Source organism: Streptomyces sp. NEAU-sy36 (assembly GCF_013423905.1).
Taxonomy (GTDB): domain Bacteria; phylum Actinomycetota; class Actinomycetes; order Streptomycetales; family Streptomycetaceae; genus Streptomyces; species Streptomyces misionensis.
The window spans coordinates 4,678,551-4,694,204 of sequence record NZ_CP058977.1; the positions used below are offsets into that span (position 1 = coordinate 4,678,551).

13 protein-coding genes are annotated in these 15,654 nt (G+C 73.8%); 4 read left to right on the top strand and 9 right to left on the bottom strand.

The features are described 5' to 3' along the window. Window positions 1-338 precede the first annotated feature (338 nt). Complete coding sequence (locus HZZ00_RS21215; RefSeq protein WP_180327917.1) at window positions 339-1,403, bottom strand: hypothetical protein; 1,065 nt, start codon at window positions 1,401-1,403, stop codon at window positions 339-341. 223 nt (window positions 1,404-1,626) lie between these two features. Here HZZ00_RS21215 and HZZ00_RS21220 point away from each other — a divergent pair, with 223 nt between their 5' ends. Together HZZ00_RS21220 and HZZ00_RS21225 are read left to right on the top strand one after the other, a co-directional pair. Further along, the gene (locus tag HZZ00_RS21220) at window positions 1,627-4,143 is read left to right on the top strand and encodes a SpoIIE family protein phosphatase (RefSeq protein ID WP_180327918.1); all 2,517 of its coding nucleotides are present in this window, start codon (window positions 1,627-1,629) and stop codon (window positions 4,141-4,143) included. 67 nt (window positions 4,144-4,210) lie between these two features. After that, on the top strand, window positions 4,211-6,946 hold the full coding sequence (locus HZZ00_RS21225) for a SpoIIE family protein phosphatase/ATP-binding protein (protein WP_180327919.1): 2,736 nt from the start codon (window positions 4,211-4,213) through the stop codon (window positions 6,944-6,946). A 21-nt stretch (window positions 6,947-6,967) separates the two neighbouring features. On the opposite strand, the gene HZZ00_RS21230 is transcribed toward HZZ00_RS21225, so the two are convergent. From HZZ00_RS21230 to HZZ00_RS21240, 3 genes are read right to left on the bottom strand one after another with little or no spacing between them, the layout of a single operon-like run. Further along, on the bottom strand, window positions 6,968-7,468 hold the full coding sequence (locus HZZ00_RS21230) for a nucleoside deaminase (RefSeq protein ID WP_180327920.1): 501 nt from the start codon (window positions 7,466-7,468) through the stop codon (window positions 6,968-6,970). Between the two features lie 30 nt (window positions 7,469-7,498). Further along, window positions 7,499-7,969, bottom strand: coding sequence for a cyanase (cynS, locus tag HZZ00_RS21235; protein WP_180327921.1), 471 nt, complete (start codon window positions 7,967-7,969; stop codon window positions 7,499-7,501). A gap of 54 nt (window positions 7,970-8,023) precedes the next feature. Beyond that, window positions 8,024-8,617 carry a carbonic anhydrase gene (locus tag HZZ00_RS21240; RefSeq protein WP_180327922.1) on the bottom strand — a complete coding sequence of 198 codons (594 nt, stop codon included), beginning with the start codon at window positions 8,615-8,617 and terminating at the stop codon, window positions 8,024-8,026. A 127-nt stretch (window positions 8,618-8,744) separates the two neighbouring features. Here HZZ00_RS21240 and cynR point away from each other — a divergent pair, with 127 nt between their 5' ends. Further along, entirely contained in the window at window positions 8,745-9,653 is a 909-nt protein-coding gene (gene cynR / locus HZZ00_RS21245) for a transcriptional regulator CynR (RefSeq protein ID WP_180327923.1), read from the top strand. Between the two features lie 69 nt (window positions 9,654-9,722). Here the strand turns inward: cynR and HZZ00_RS21250 are convergent, their stop codons facing one another. Together HZZ00_RS21250 and HZZ00_RS21255 are read right to left on the bottom strand one after the other, a co-directional pair. Beyond that, window positions 9,723-9,956, bottom strand: coding sequence for a hypothetical protein (locus HZZ00_RS21250; RefSeq protein WP_070023380.1), 234 nt, complete (start codon window positions 9,954-9,956; stop codon window positions 9,723-9,725). An 89-nt stretch (window positions 9,957-10,045) separates the two neighbouring features. Then, window positions 10,046-11,890 (bottom strand): glycoside hydrolase family 15 protein, encoded by a 1,845-nt coding sequence (locus HZZ00_RS21255; protein ID WP_180327924.1) that lies wholly within the window; start codon window positions 11,888-11,890, stop codon window positions 10,046-10,048. A gap of 196 nt (window positions 11,891-12,086) precedes the next feature. Between HZZ00_RS21255 and HZZ00_RS21260 the strand changes: the two genes are divergently transcribed. Then, window positions 12,087-12,293 (top strand): hypothetical protein, encoded by a 207-nt coding sequence (locus HZZ00_RS21260; protein WP_070023378.1) that lies wholly within the window; start codon window positions 12,087-12,089, stop codon window positions 12,291-12,293. Between the two features lie 102 nt (window positions 12,294-12,395). Here the strand turns inward: HZZ00_RS21260 and HZZ00_RS21265 are convergent, their stop codons facing one another. From HZZ00_RS21265 to efeB, 3 genes are all read right to left on the bottom strand, one after another. After that, window positions 12,396-12,872: a DUF5709 domain-containing protein gene (locus tag HZZ00_RS21265; protein WP_180327925.1), complete on the bottom strand. Its 477-nt coding sequence runs from the start codon at window positions 12,870-12,872 to the stop codon at window positions 12,396-12,398. Between the two features lie 79 nt (window positions 12,873-12,951). Next, on the bottom strand, window positions 12,952-14,121 hold the full coding sequence (locus tag HZZ00_RS21270) for a HoxN/HupN/NixA family nickel/cobalt transporter (RefSeq protein ID WP_180327926.1): 1,170 nt from the start codon (window positions 14,119-14,121) through the stop codon (window positions 12,952-12,954). 227 nt (window positions 14,122-14,348) lie between these two features. Further along, on the bottom strand, window positions 14,349-15,620 hold the full coding sequence (gene efeB, locus HZZ00_RS21275; RefSeq protein WP_180327927.1) for an iron uptake transporter deferrochelatase/peroxidase subunit: 1,272 nt from the start codon (window positions 15,618-15,620) through the stop codon (window positions 14,349-14,351). Window positions 15,621-15,654: the final 34 nt, after the last annotated feature.

Below are 15,654 nucleotides of genomic sequence, written 5' to 3' on the forward strand. Positions count from 1 at the left end.
GGGGTTCGACCTCGCCGACTCCCCCGCCCGGCGCGCATGTCCGGGGCGCTCGCCGTGGCGGACGCCGGGCTGCTGCCGTGTGCGAGCTTCCCGGTGGCCGCGGCGACCGCCGAGGTGCTGTGGGGCACCGGGGCCCGGACGGTCGCGTTCGTGGTCACCGGGGACGACGGACGGGCGGCGGCGGACCTGGCCTGCACCGAGTGCCAGAGGGCGTGCGGCGCGGTTGGGGCGGGGTGCGCACCGAGGACGTGAGGCTGTGCCCGGAGGCGGGCGGCGACCCGTTCGTGACGGCCGCCCCCGTCTGGACCGGCCTCTGGTGCTGCGGCCGGTGAGCTGACTCAACTCCCGTCTCGGGCACGGCTGCCGGGGCCGAGCAGCACGGTCAGCACCACCCCCAGCGCGGCGCACGCGGCCGCGGCCGCCGCCGTGCCGGCCAGCCAGGGCGGGGCGAGGGTCGCCGCCCACAGCCGGGCCGGGTCCGGCAGCCCGAACCGGCCGCCGAGCACCTGGCCCGCGCCGAGCACCGTCGTGACCGCGAGGGCGGCCGTCGCCGCGGCGAGCCGGGCCTGCGCCGCGCGCGCGGGCAGGGCGAGGCCCAGCAGCATGCACAGCGCGGAGGCGACGAGGGTGGCGCCGAGCAGGCCGTGCGAGAGACCGGCCCAGTAGCGCGGGGCGTGGGCCGCGCCGCACAGGAACACCAGCGCCGCTGCCGCCCGGGTGCCGGTACCGGCGAGGGCGGGCGAGCCGGTCCGGGGCCGGTCGGCCGGTTCCGGGGCGGGCGGTGCGACGAGGGCGGCGGGCCCGGGGTCCGCGACATCGACAGCGGCCGGTTCCGGCTGCCGCTCCGGGCCCTCGGCGGCCAGGTGGCCGAGCAGTTCGGCCACCTCCTCGACGGGCCGGCCGGCCGCGGCCCGTACGGCGAGCCGCGCGCAGCGCGGTGCCAGGGGCGGCCGGTGCAGCATCCGCAGCAGCCGGCCGACGTCCCGCGGGGAGCGGAGCCCGGCGGCGGCGCGCACCACCGCGTCCGCGCTGTCCGGCTCCCCGGACGGCCGGCCGAGCAGCGCCACCAGCCGGGTGACGTCCGCCACGGACCGGACGACGCCCGCCGAGCGCAGCGCCTCCGCCCTGGTCGGGGCATGCTCCGGCGAGCTTTCCAGCAGGGTGAGGAGCCGGACGACGTCCTCCAGCGGACGGTCGGCGACGGCCGTACGCACCAGGTCCAGCAGCGGATCGCCGTACCGGTCGTCGTCGTTCCCGACGCCGTCCCCGGGCGGCCCGCCGACCCGCGACCCGGGCGGTGGCGCGAACCGCGTCAGGACCCGGACGGACGGGAGGCGCACCCCGGCCGGGACCGGGCGTATGAGGGAGTCGTCGGAACAGGCGGACGAAGAGCGGGTGGTCATCTCGGCTCCAGTCGAGGAGTGCGGCCGCGTCTGACACCCCCGTCCGCGGCACGCGCGGTACGCAGTCCATTACTAGGAGCGGCCGCCGCGCACCGCCACCCGGGTGCGGCACTGGTGTGAGCCCCCGTCGTCCCGGTCCGCGGCCGAAGTGCGGCCCCCGCCGTCCCTGGCGCATTCTTGCTTGTGTGATCCATCCGGAGGCGCAGGGGACGAGGTAGGACCGATGGCGGGGAGCGGGGAGCAGGCGGTCCGCGGGCGGGCCCGGCTGGCCGCGCTGCTCGCGAACGCCGCGACCGCGGCGCTCCGTGCGACGGACGGCCGGGTGGCGGGCGTGTATCTGCGCGGGGGCGGCCCGGGGCAGGGCGAGGTCCCCGAGCTGGTCGGCCCCGCCGACGCCCCCACCGTCCTGCGCCTGGCCGTCCTCGCCGGTCTTCCGGGCCCCCTCTTCCGTCCGTGGTGGCGGCTGCACGCCGCCCGGCCCTTCCCGGTCTCCGACGCCTACCGGCTGGGCACGCCGGTGGTGCTGCCGAACGCGACGGAGACGGTGCGCCGCTACCCGCAGTTCGCGGCTGGCCTGCCGTTCCCGTTCGGGTCGGTGCACATGCCGGTGCCGGGCGGGCGCGCACCCTTGGGGGTGCTGAGCGTGCTGCGCCCGTCGGTGGCCGGCGCAGAGGAGTCGCTCGACCGGGAGCTGCTGGCGCGGCTGGCCGAGGGCCTGGGCGTGGAGCTGCTCGCGCTCGCCGACGGGGACGCGAGCGCGCTGGTCTGGGACGGGGAGCCGCAGTGCGTGCGGCCGCCCGCGCGCCGGCCCCCGCAGGCCGCGACGGGACGGTTCACCTGGGACCCGGTGACCCGCGCGGTACGGGTCGACGACCGGCTGCACGCCCTGCTCGGGCTGGCGCCCGAGGGGTTCGAGGGGACGGACACCGCGCTCGCCGAGGCCCTGGCCCCGGCCGAGGCGTACCGGGTGCTGGCCGCGCTGCGCGACACCGCCGCCGGGAAGCCGCCGCCCGCCCCGCTGAGCCTGCGGGCCGGCGACGGCGCGCCGCGGCTGCTGGACCTGTGGCCGGCCGGCGAGGGCCGCTCGGTACCGGCGGTCGGCGGGGTGGTGCTCGACCCCGGTTCCCTCTCCCTCGCGGACGGCGCGGCCGACCCGCTGCCGCAGGGGGTGTTCTGCCTGGACCGGCTGGGTGTGATCGTGTACGCCAACGACGCCGCGGCCCGGCTGGCGGGGGCGCCGGACGGACTGCGTGGGCGGCCGCTGTGGGAGGCGATGCCGTGGCTGACCGCAGCGCCCTACGACGACCATCTGCGGGCCGCCCTGCTGTCCCCGGAACCGGTGCACTTCCATGTGCGGCGCAAGGGCGGGGAGACGGGCGGGTACGACGGGCTCGCCGTGTCCGTGCATCCGGGCGAGGACCTGCTGACCTGCACACTCGTTCCGGCCAGCCGGATGGAGACGCCGGCCGGGCCGGTGCCGCCCGCGGAGCCGGTGGCGGACGATCCCGCGACGGCGGCGGTGTACCGGCCGATCGCGCTGGCCATCGCACTGACCGACGCGGTGACGGCCCAGCAGGTGTCGGCGGTGGTCATGCGGGAGCTGCTGCCCGCGTTCGGGGGCCGCCGGCTCGCCATCTACCTGCTCCAGGACCGGCACATGTACCTGGCGTGGGAGACCGGTTTCCCGCCGGGTTTCCTGGAGCAGTTCGACGGCGTGGGGCTCGATGTGCGGATCCCGGGGGTGGAGACCCTGTCGACGGGCCGGCCGCTGTTCTTCGAGTCGATGCCGCAGCTCGCGGCGACCTATCCGGGGATGCCGCTGGACGCCGAGGAGGGATCCCGCGCCTTCCTGCCGCTGATCGCCTCCGGCCGGATGGTCGGCTCCTGCATCCTCGGGTTCGACCGGCCGCGCCGTTTCAGCACGGAGGAGCGCACCGTGCTGACCGCGCTCGCCGGGCTGATCGCGCACGCCATGGAGCGGGCGCGGCGCTACGACAGCGAGGCGGCCCTCGCCCGCGGCCTCCAGCAGGCGCTGCTGCCGAGCCGGCTGTCGGCTCATCCGCGGGTGGAGACCGCGGGCCGCTACCTGCCGGGCACCGACGGCCTGGAGGTGGGCGGCGACTGGTACGACGTGGTGGAGGCCGGCCAGGGGCTGGCGCTGGTCATCGGGGACGTGCAGGGGCACGGGGTACAGGCGGCGGCCACCATGGGCCAGCTGCGCAGCGCGGTACGGGCGTTCGCGCTGGGCGACCGGCCGCCGGACGAGGTGCTGAGCGGCACCAACCGGCTGCTGATCGGCCTGGACCCGGGCCAGTTCGCCAGCTGCTGCTATCTGCGCCTGGACCCGGACACCGGGCGGGTCCGGATCGCCCGGGCGGGTCATCCTCCGCCACTGCTGCTCTCCCCCGGCGGCCGGGCACGGGCGCTGGACGTCCCCGGCGGGGTGGTCCTCGGGGTGGACCCGGAGGCCCGGTACCCGGTGACCGAGCTGGAGCTGGAGCCGGACGCGATCCTCGCGCTGTACACGGACGGCCTGGTGGAACGGGTGGGCGCCGACATCGACGAGGGGATCGCGGAGCTGTGCGCGGCCCTGACCCGGGCGGGTGCGGCGGCCGGCCGGCGCGACGGGCTGTCGCTGGACGGGGTCGCCGACCGTCTCACCGCCGCGGTCCGGCACGCCGGTGCCCGCCCCGACGACGTGGCCCTGCTGCTCGCGGCGCGGAGCCTGCGCCGTGCGTAGCGGCGACCGTGCGGTGTCCGGGGTGACGGTCTCGCCTGATGGCGTCGGGCAGTGTAGACATGGGCACATGGTGCGACTGCCCGGCCGGCCCGTGTCCCGGCCGCCCCGACCTTTCGGGCAACCGCGCGCACCACTGGCCCCGCCGCCGGACGGCCCCGGCGCGAACGGCGACCGGCCGGGGGTGCTGTGGGCGGCGGTGACCGGACGCAGCGTGGCCGGTCAGGTGTTCGTGCTGCAAGTCGTGATCGTGCTGCTGCTGGTGGTCTCCGCGGTGGTGGCGCAGGTGCTCCAGGTGCGGCACGACACCGAAGCCGAGGCCCGCAACCGCTCCCTGGCCGTGGCCCAGACGTTCGCCAACGCGCCCGGCACGGCCGCCGCGCTGCGCACCCCCGACCCGACGGCGGTGCTCCAGCCGGAGGCCGAGGCCACCCGCAAGGCGACCGGCGTGGACTTCGTCGTCGTGATGAACACGCAGGGCGTGCGCTACACGCATCCCCTGCCCGACCGGATCGGGAAGAAGTTCGTCGGCACCATCGGCCCGGCGGTGGCCGGGGGCACGGTCGTGGAGCAGGTCAACGGCACACTCGGCCCGCTGGTGCAGAGCGTGGTGCCGGTCAGGGACGCCGGTGGCACGGTGGTGGGGCTGGTCTCCGCGGGCATCACCACCGCGCACGCGGGCGGGGCGGCCGACCAGCAGCTGCCGTTGCTGCTCGCGGCGGCCGCCGCCGCGCTCGCACTGGCCACCGCGGGCACGGCGCTGGTCAGCAGACGGCTGCTGCGCCAGACACACGGTCTCGGGCCGTACGAGATGACCCGGATGTACGAGCACCACGACGCGGTGCTGCACGCGGTCCGCGAGGGGGTGCTGATCGTCGGCCGCGACGGCCGGCTGCTGCTCGCCAACGACGAGGCGCAACGCCTGCTGGACCTGCCCGAGGACGCCGAGCGACGGCACGTGCTGGAACTGGGCCTGGACGACGAGACGGCGCGGCTGCTGGCGTCCGGGCGGACGGCGACCGACGAGGTGCGGCTGGTCAAGGACCGGTTGCTGGCGATCAACCAGCGGCCCACCGAACTGCGCGGCGGCCCGGCGGGCAGCGTCACCACGCTGCGCGACTCCACCGAGCTGCGGGCGGTGTCCGGGCGGGCCGAGGTGGCCCGCGAGCGGCTGAACATGCTGTACGAGGCCGGGGTGGGCATCGGCACCAGCCTGGACGTGACCCGTACCGCCGAGGAGCTGGCCGAACTCGCGGTGCCCCGGTTCGCGGACTTCGCCACCGTGGACCTGTATGAACAGGTGCTGAACGGGGAGGAGCCGCGGCCGGGGAGCGCGCTGCGCCGGGTGGCCTGTGCGGGCGTCCGCAAGGACTCCCCGCTGTACCCGCTGGACGAGCGGATCCGGTTCGTGCCGACGTCGCCGCAGGCGCGCAGCCTGACGAGCGGGCAGTCGGTGGTGGAGCCGCGGCTGCGCGACGCGCCGGGCTGGCGGGCGCAGCAGCCGGAGCGCACCGACCAGGTGCTGGAGTACGGCATCCACTCACTGATCACCGTGCCGCTGCGGGCGGGCAGTCTGGTGCTGGGGCTCGCCACCTTCTGGCGGTCGGAGAAACCGCAGCCGTTCGACACCGAGGAGCTGGCGCTCGCCGAGGAACTGGTGGCGCGGGCGGCGGTGTCCATCGACAACGCCCGCCGGTACACGCGTGAGCACAGCATGGCGGTGACGTTGCAGCGCAGCCTGCTGCCGCGGACGCTGCCCGAGCAGGGCGCGCTGGAGATCGCGTACCGGTATCTGCCGGCGCAGTCCGGGGTGGGCGGCGACTGGTTCGACGTGCTGCCGCTGTCCGGGGCGCGGGTGGCCCTGGTGGTGGGCGACGTGGTGGGGCACGGGCTGCACGCGGCGGCGACCATGGGCCGGCTGCGCACGGCCGTGCACAACTTCTCCGCGCTGGATCTGCCGCCGGACGAACTCCTCGGACTGCTGGACGAGCTGGTGAGCCGGATCGACCAGGACGAGAGTTCGGACGAGGGCGCCGCGGTGACCGGCGCGACCTGTCTGTACGCGGTGTACGACCCGGTGGCCCGGCGGTGCACCATGGCCCGGGCGGGTCATCCGCCGCCCGCGCTGGTGCGTCCCGACGGGCGGGTGGAGTTCCCGGAGCTGCCGGCCGGGCCGCCGCTGGGCCTGGGCGGGCTGCCGTTCGAGACGGCCGATCTGGAGCTGGCCGAGGGCAGCCGCCTGGTGCTGTACACCGACGGTCTGGTGGAGGACCGGGAACGGGACATCGACGTCGGCCTGGAGCTGCTGGGGGACGCCCTGCGCCAGGCGCCGGACGCTTCCCCGGAGGCCACCTGCCGTACCGTGCTGGAGCGGCTGCCGGCCCGGCCGAGCGACGATGTCGCGCTGATCGTGGCCCGGACCCGGGTGCTCGGGGCGGACCGGGTGGCGCGGTGGCAGGTGCCGTCCGATCCGGCGGCGGTCGCGGAGGTGCGCGCCTCGGTGACCCGCACGCTGGAGGAGTGGGGGCTCGACGAGCTGGCGTTCTCGACGGAGCTGATCCTCAGCGAGCTGGTCACCAACGCCATCCGCTACGGGAGGCCCCCGATCGAGGTACGGCTGCTGCGCGACCGCACGCTGATCTGCGAGGTCTCCGACCGCAGCACGACCTCGCCGCACCTGCGGTACGCGGCGAGCACCGACGAGGGCGGCCGGGGCCTGTTCCTGGTGGCTCAGGTCGCCGAGCGCTGGGGCACCCGCTACACGCCGAACGGCAAGATCATCTGGGCGGAGCAGCCGCTGCCGTAGACCCTGCCGTCCGGCCCGCCGTCAGGCGGCGGTGGGGGCTCCGGCGACGCGGCGCTCGCCGCCGTTGCGGCGCTGCCACAACCGGTAGACCTCGACCGCGTCCGCGCGCGGCTCGTGCCGCATCGGCAGCCGGCGCTCGTCCCAGTTCTTGCCGAACTCCTCGTAGAAGGTGTCCAGTTCGAAGTACTTGCGGTCGTCGACGTAGTGCGGTTCGTAGGCGTCGCGGGTGGTGAGGAAGACGACCTCGTCGGGCGAGCAGTAGTACAGCGCGCCCAGGCACATGGGACAGGGGTGGGCCAGGACGTAGACGGTGGTCCCGGTCAGGTGCTCGGTGCCCAGCCGCACGCAGGCCTCGCGGATGGCGAGGATCTCCGCGTGCGCGGTGGGGTCGTTGGTCTGGGCGACCTTGTTGGGGCTCTCGGCGAGGATCTCGCCGTCCTTGACGATGACGGTCGCGAAGGGGCGGCCGCCCTCTTCGACGTTGCGGCGGGCGAGGTCGACGGTGCGCTGGACGAAGTCCATGGTGGCCTCCGGGGAAAGGGGGGTGGGCGATCAGAACGGCTTGGTCGGCAGGTACTTGCCGTCCAGGGTGATGACGGCGCGCTCGCCGCCCTCGGGGTCGGCGACCTTCTTGACGTCGAGCCTGAAGTTGATCGCGGAGATGATGCCGTCGCCGAACTGCTCGTGGACCAGCGCCTTGAGGGTGGTGCCGTAGACCTGGAGCATCTCGTGGAAGCGGTAGATCGTCGGATCGGTGGGGATGCCGCCGGGGATCGAGCCGCGGGTGGGGATGGTGGCCAGCAGCATGGCCGCGTCCTCGTCGAGGCCGAGGAGTTCGGCGACGGCCCGGGCGGACTCCTCGGGCAGGGCGTGCTGGCCGAGGACGGCGGCGGTGGTGAAGGCGACCGACAGTCCGGCGGTGTCGGCGATCCGCTGCCAGGTGAGGTCCTTGCGGGTCTTGGCCTCGACCGCGGCGGCGGCAAGCGCCTGACGGGCGGCGGGGTCGAACTGGGCGTGGATCACGGTGGGTGCTCCTTGTGCGGTGGAGGAGTGGGGTGGAGGGAGGGGGCGGAGAGGTCAGGCCGCGAGCGGGGTGCCGTCGGCGCCGGCGGTCAGTTCGTCGATACGGCCGGTGGCGATGTCGAAGACCCAGCCGCGCACGGTCATCTCGTGCCGTGCCAGGGCGCGGGCGACCGAGGGGTGGGTGGCCAGGTTGGCCAGCTGGGCCAGCACGTTCTGCCGTACCAGGGCGGGCACGTCGGCGGCGCCCTCGGTGCGGGCCACCGAGGCGTCGGCGAGCCGCAGCCAGTCGGCGACGGCCGGGGCGCCGCTGAGGTCGTGACCGTGGGCGAGGGCGGTCATCGCGCCGCACCCGGAGTGCCCGCAGACGACGATCTCCCGCACTCCGAGGGTGCCGACGGCGTACTCGATGCTCGCCGCGACCCCGTCGGCGCCCGGGGCGCGGGCGGGCACGAGGTTGCCGGCGGTGCGGATGACGAACAGCTCGCCGGGCTCGCAGCCGGTGATCAGCTCGGGCACGACGCGGGCGTCGGAGCAGCCGATGAACAGCGTGTGCGGCGTGTGCCGCGCGGCCAGACGGGCGAACAGTTCCCGCTTGGCCGGGAAGACGTCCTGCTGGAAGCGCGCGACGCCCTGGTCGAGGTCATGCATGGGGTCACTCCCTTTCATGGCGGCCGGACCCGCGGGGCCCGGCGAAATCCACCATGCATGACCTCGGCCTATAGCGTCCAAGACACACTGGGCATCCCTGCTATTGGTGTCATCTATAGTTCTGGGCATGGCCCTGGAACTGCGCCATCTGCGCTATCTGCTCGCCGTGGCCGAGCACGGCAACTTCACCCGCGCCGCCGAGGACCTGCACATCTCCCAGCCCACGCTGTCCCAGCAGGTCAGGCAGCTCGAACGGACCCTGGGCATCCAGTTGCTCGACCGCACGGGCCGTACCGTGCGGCTGACCGACGCGGGCGAGGCGTACGCCCATCACGCCCGCGGCGCACTGCACCAGCTCGCCGCCGCCGAGCGCGCCGTCCACGACGTGCGGGACCTCTCACGCGGGCAGCTGCGGCTGGCGGTCACCCCTACCTTCACGGCCTATCTCGTCGGCCCGCTCACCGCCGAACTGCACGGCCGCCACCCGGGCATCACCCTCACCGTGCGGGAGACGACCCAGGACCGCATCGAAGCCGGGCTGCTGGCCGACGAGTTCGACCTCGGCATCGCCTTCCAGGGCGCCCACCTGCCCGGCATCACCGCCACCGCCCTGTTCACCGAGACGCTCACCCTGGTCACCGGCACACGGCACGCCGGCACCGGCGGACCGGCCGCCCTGCCGGTACGCGCCCTCGCCGACCGGCGACTCGCCCTGCTCAGCGGGGACTTCGCCACTCGCGGCCACATCGACGCCTATCTGGAACGGCACGGCGTCAGCCCGCGCATCGCCGTCGAGGCCAACTCCATCCAGGCCCTGACCGAGGTCGTCCAGCGCACCTCCATCGCCACCGTCCTGCCGGACGCGATCACCCACGACCACCCGCGCCTCACGCCCGTGCCGCTCGACCCGGCCCTGCCGACCCGCACCGTCACCCTCCTCGGCCGCGCCGACGCCTACCGCAGCGCCGCCACGCGCGCCTTCACCCGGCTCACCCAGGAGCTGGTGCGGGCGCGCGGGTACGCCGGCGCTGCCTGAGCGCACGACGGGGCGGGCCCCGGTGGGCCCGCCCCGAAGGTCCGGTCGCGCCCCGGCGGGGCGGCCCGGTCAGGCGCTGAGCCGCGAGCGCAGCAGCTGCTTGCCGAGTTCCGCGCCCTTGCGGCTGTCGGCCTGGGCCTTGCGGAACAGCTCCACGACCTCGTTGTCCTTGTCCCGCTCGGCGTCCTGGATGTACGTCTCCAGCCGCAGGGCGTTGTTCAGGCACGACTCGACGTACCAGATGAGGTTGTAGTCCTTGTCCCGGGTGCCGGTGACCTGGCCGGTCTCACTGGTGCTGGTCATACGGGGTCTCCTCCTTCTGTCGACCCTGTCGGTCGCCTTTCGCAGCCCCGGGTACCCCTGCGACCTGCGGACACACGGCCGCGGCCGGGTCAGCCGAGAGCGCGGTCGAGGTTGAAGGCGGCACTGATCAGCGACAGATGGGTGAACGCCTGCGGGAAGTTCCCCTGTTGCTCTCCGGTACGGCCGATCTCCTCGGCGTACAGGCCGAGATGATTGGCGTAGGTGAGCATCTTCTCGAAGGCCAGCCGGGCCTCGTCCAGGCGGCCGGCCCGCACCAGCGCCTCCACGAACCAGAAGGAGCAGATGGAGAAGGTGCCCTCGTCGCCGCGGAGCCCGTCCGGGCTGACCAGGGGGTCGTAGCGGTAGACCAGCGAGTCGGAGACCAGTTCCGCGGTGAGCGCGTCCAGGGTGGACAGCCACTTGGGATCGGTGGGGGCGATGAACTTGGCGAGCGGCATCATCAGCACCGAGGCGTCCAGGACGTCGCCGTCCTCGTGCTGCACGAAGGCCTGCCGGCGCGCCGACCAGCCGCGGTCCATGATCCGCCGGTAGATGGTGTCCCGGGTCGCCCGCCAGCGGGGCAGCTCGGCGGGCAGGCCCCGCCGGTTGGCGAGCCGGATGGCGCGCTCGACGGCCACCCAGCACATCAGTCGCGAGTACAGGAAGTTCTTGCGCCCGCCGCGGGTCTCCCAGACGCCCTCGTCGGGCTGGTCCCAGTGCTCGCAGACCCAGTCGACCAGCTGGCACACGTCGTCCCACTGATCGCTGGAGATGGGCTGGGCCCACTTGTCGAAGAGGTAGACGGAGTCGATCAGGGCGCCGTAGATGTCGAGCTGGAGCTGGTCGGCGGCGGCGTTGCCGATCCGGACCGGGGCCGAGCCCTGGTGACCCTCCAGATGGGGCAGCTCGCGCTCGGGCAGCTCGGCGCGGCCGTCGATGCCGTACATGATCTGCAGCGGGCCGGAGGCGGCGCCGTCGCCGGGGCTGATGTGCGTGGTCAGGAACCGCATGAAGGCCTCGGCCTCACCGCTGAAGCCGAGCCGCAGCAGCGCGTAGACGGCGAAGGCCGCGTCGCGCACCCACACATAGCGGTAGTCCCAGTTGCGCTCGCCGCCGAGCTGCTCGGGCAGGCTGGTGGTGGGGGCGGCGACGATGGCACCGGTGGGGGCGTACGTGAGCAGCTTCAGGGTGAGCGCGGAGCGGTGCACCATCTCGCGCCAGCGGCCCCGGTAGCGGGACTGGGCCAGCCAGCGCCGCCAGTAGGCGACGGTCGCGTTGAACTCGTGCTCGGCCTCCGCGTGGGCGCAGCCGCGCGGGGCGATCGCTGCGCCGGCCTGGTCCAGGGCGAACACCGCGGTCTCGCCCTCGCCGAGCTTGAAGTCGGCGCGCGCGTCACGGCCGTCGCACTCCACGGCCACGGTCGTGGTGAGCATGAGCCCTTGCTCGGGGGATTCGAACAGCAGGACCCCGTCGAGGTCGCGGACGGTGTGCGGGGCGGCGCCGTAGTCGAAGCGGGGCGCGATGAGCGCGCGGAAGGGCACCCGGCCGCGCACACACACCACGCGCCGGATCAGCCGGTGCCGGACCGACTCGCAGGGCCGCCCCTCCTGCACGTCGACCGGCATGAAGTCCTGCACCTCGCCGACGCCCTCCTCGGTGAAGAACCGGGTGATCAGCACATTGGTGTCGGGGAAGTAGAACTGCTTGGTGCGGGCCGGGACGGCCGCGGCCAGCTCGAAGCAGCCGCCGCGCTCCGCGTCCAGGATGGCCGCGAAGACGCTGGGCGAGTCGAAGGACGGCGAGCAGTACCAGTCGATCGTGCCGTTGCTGCCGACCAGGGCCACACTGCGCAGGTCGCCGATGAGACCGTGCTCGGCGATCGGCAGATAGCGGGGGCCCGCGGGACTGTCCGCGGGGAACGGCGTCCGGGTCATCGGCGGCCTCCCAGGGCGGGTGCGCGATGTATCCAGCTTATGGGCGAGTGGGGCGCGATGGGGTGGGCACACGCATCTCACCCGTCGCCGGGGTGCCTTCCGGATGCAGGGTGCGCCGCGGCGGGCAATGGTGAGAGTGTGCCCCATTCGGCGGCACCGGCACGGATGCGGTCATCCGGACCGAGGAGGAGGCAACATGTCGACATCCGCACCTGGAGGGTCCCGGTCGTCCGACGACCACTGCACTCCGGACTCCCTGCTCCACTCGGCTCCCCAGCAGGACGTCACCCCGGAGGACCTGGTGATGGCGGCCGGCAGGGACGTTACTCCGAAGACGCTCGACTGGGCGCGCCGCAAGCTGGAGACGGAGGGTCCTGCGGCGATCGAGAAGCTGCTGCCTTAGGGGGTACCGGGGAACCAGGGCGGGCGGCGCCGTACGGCGCCGCCCGCCCTGGTTCGCGAGGGGGCGGCACGTCGTCCCGTCCCCTGCGGGCCGGACGCCGGCCTACCCTGGCAACTCGGTGTCGTCGGGCACGACATGCACCGCGGCCTCCTCGGCGCCCGCCGCCCCGCCGTCGATGCCGACGTCCTCGGCGACCTCTTCCTTGGTGGTGTCGGAGTGCGCGCCCTCGTCGGGCGCGACCAGACGGCCGGCCCGGGCGTCGCCCGCCTCCGGATCGACCGGTTCGCCCTCGCCGCCGGGCAGGTCGCCGATGTCGTCGCCGGCCGGCTGGTCGGTGTCGGGCACCTCCTGGCGGAGCCGCTCGTCCAGGGTCTCGCCCTCGCGCTGCTCGGCGGCGGTGGTGCCGCGCTTGGTGACGCCCAGCGGGCGTTCGGGCGGGGAGTAGCCCTCGTCGAGCATGTCGTCGTACGAGCGCCCGCCGATCGCGTCCTGCGGGTCCAGGGGCGCCGCGTCCTCCTGCTCCTCGTTGGTCCCGGTGGGCTGGTAGGCGTCGTCCCCCATCGGGGTCCGGTCGCTCATCGCCGACTCCTTCCGTGCGCGTACGGCGGTCACGGTCCGCGTTTCCCGCAGCCGGGAGATCAACCCCGCCGGGCCGGATTCAGTCGGCGGACCGCTCGGCGAGTCCCGCGCTCCACTTCTCCTCGATCCGGCCCGCCTTCCACACCAGCAGCGCCAGCGCCCAGGTGACGAAGAACAGGCCGACGATGACGAAGCCGACCGTGTTGAGGTCGAGGCCGGAGATCCAGTCCCAGAAGAAGCCGTGCAGGTCCAGCTTGTCGGCGAGCAGTCCGAGGAGTTCGACGGAGCCGATGATCAGGGCGACGGCGACGGACAGCCCGGTGATGGTGAGGTTGTAGTAGACCTTGCGGACCGGCTTGGAGAACGCCCAGCCGTAGGCGAAGTTCATGAACGAGCCGTCGATGGTGTCCAGCAGCGCCATGCCGGCCGCGAACAGCACCGGCAGGGTGAGGATGGCGTACCAGGGCAGGCCCGAGGCGGCGCCGGAGCCGGCGAGGACGAGCAGGGCGATCTCCGTCGCCGTGTCGAAGCCGAGCCCGAACAGCAGCCCCAGCGGGTACATCTGCCAGGGCTTGCTGATCGAGCCGGTGACCCGGCCCAGCAGGCGGTTCATGAAGCCCCGGTTGTCGAGCTGGGCCTCCAGGGCGGCCTCGTCGTAGTGGCCGGTGCGCATCCGGCGGAACACCTTCCAGATGCCGGCCAGGATGACGAGGTTGATCACGGCGATCAGGTAGAGGAAGGCGCCGGAGACGGTCGTGCCGATGAGGCTGGTGACCTGGTGCAGGTGGGAGTCGTCGTCGCGCACCGGCCCGGCCAGGGCCTTCATGCCGAGCGAGAGCAGCAGGGCGAGGCCGAAGACGATGCTGGAGTGGCCGAGGGAGAACCAGAAGCCGACCGAGAGCGGGCGCTGTCCGGAGCCCATCAGCTTGCGGGTGGTGTTGTCGATCGCGGCGATGTGGTCGGCGTCGAAGGCGTGCCGCATGCCCAGCGTGTAGGCGGTCACGCCGATGCCGATGCCGAAGGCCGCCGGTTTTCCGGCAGCTGTGCTGCCGACGCTGAAGTGCTGCGGCGCGATGATGCCGACCAGCGTGCCCCAGCCGATGACGTGCAGTGCGAGCACGAAGGCGGCCATGGAGCCGACCCTGGTCCACTCCTGGCGCGTCATGGAACCACGGACGCGTTGCCAGGCCGACGGCTTGGCGTCGGCCTGGGCGGGGAGGGGCGGAGCGGAACCGGGGGCGGCCGTCATCGGGAAGGTCGTTCCTCACGTCGTAGGGATGGGGGCGGCCGCGCACCGCAGCCTTGTGCCATACTCCCGCACTTGCAATTGATGTGCAGTAAAGGGGGCGGCAGGCCTTTCCCATGGACGGGAAAAAGCCGAGGGCAGGAAAGCGCCAAGAACAGGGAAAAACCGCTCCCCCGGACAGGGGGAGCGGTAGAGGCGTACGGGACGGTGGCGCGACAGGAGGCGGCGGGTCAGGCAAAGAACATGCCCCGGCCCAGCCAGTCCTCCTTGTCGCGCACTCCGGGCAGCGCGAAGAAGTAGCCGCCGCCGGTCGGCGAGATGTAGTCCACCAGGGGCTCGTCGATCAGCCGGGTCTGCACGGCCTCGAACTGGCGCTTGACGTCCTGCTGGTAGCAGCAGAAGACCAGGCCCATGTCGAGGTTGCCGACGTTGTCCACGCCCCGGTCGTAGTTGTAGCCGCGGCGCAGGATGCGCGAGCCGTCCGTCGCCGCGGTGCGCGGGTTGGCCAGGCGGATGTGGGCGTCCAGCGGGATGGCGTTGCCGTGCGGGTCCTTGGCGTAGTTGGGGACGTCGGTCTCCTTGGCGCCGTCGAGCGGGGCGCCGGTGTCCTTGCGGCGACCGAACATCTTCTCCTGCTCGGTGAGCGAGACCCGGTCCCAGAACTCGACCAGCATCCGGATGATCCGGATGACCTGGTAACTGCCGCCGGTGGCCCAGGCGGGCTCGCCCTGGCCGTCGCCGACCCAGATCAGCTTGTTCGTCTCCCGGGCGGAGTTGACGTCCGGGTTGGCGATGCCGTCCTTGAAGCCGAGCAGGTTGCGCTGGGCGCCGGTGGGACGCGGCGCGTTCTGGAAGCCGTCGATGCGCCACTTGATCTGCATCGCGCCGCGGGTGTGCCGGGCGATGTCGCGCAGGGCGTGCAGCACGGTGTCCTGGCTCTGCGCGCAGATCTGGAGGGAGAGGTCGCCGTGGCACTCGGCCGGGTTCAGGTTGTCGTTCGGGAAGGTCCGCATCGGCACCAGCCGGGCGGGCTTCGCCTTGGCGAGGCCGTAGCGGTCGTCGAAGAGCGAGGGGCCGACGCCGAGGGTGAGGGTGAGGGCGTCCGCCGGGACCTCGGGGCCGAGGATGCCGTTGTCGGAGGGCGGCGCGCCCACGCCGAGGTCGGCGGGGGCGCCGCCGGAGGTGAGGAAGCGGGCCCGCTCGGTGACGGTCTTCAGCAGGTCGGTGAGGCCCTTGCGGTCGTCGGCTATGACGTCGAAGGAGACGAACGCGGCGGCGGCCGGCTGCGGGGTGACGATCCCGGCCTGGTGGGCGCCGTGGAAGGGCACCTTCGCCCGGCCGTCCGGGCCCGCGGCCGCCGCCTGGGCCGTGCCGCCGCTCTCGCCGAGCGCGAAACCGCCGCCTGCCAGGACCGCCCCGGCGGCACCGGCGCCCAGCGCTGTGCGCACGAAGGAGCGGCGGGCGGGACCGACGGGGCAGGACGGCGTGTCGGCGGTGGGCATGGGCGGGTTCCCTTCGGGGTGCGGGTGCGCGGTG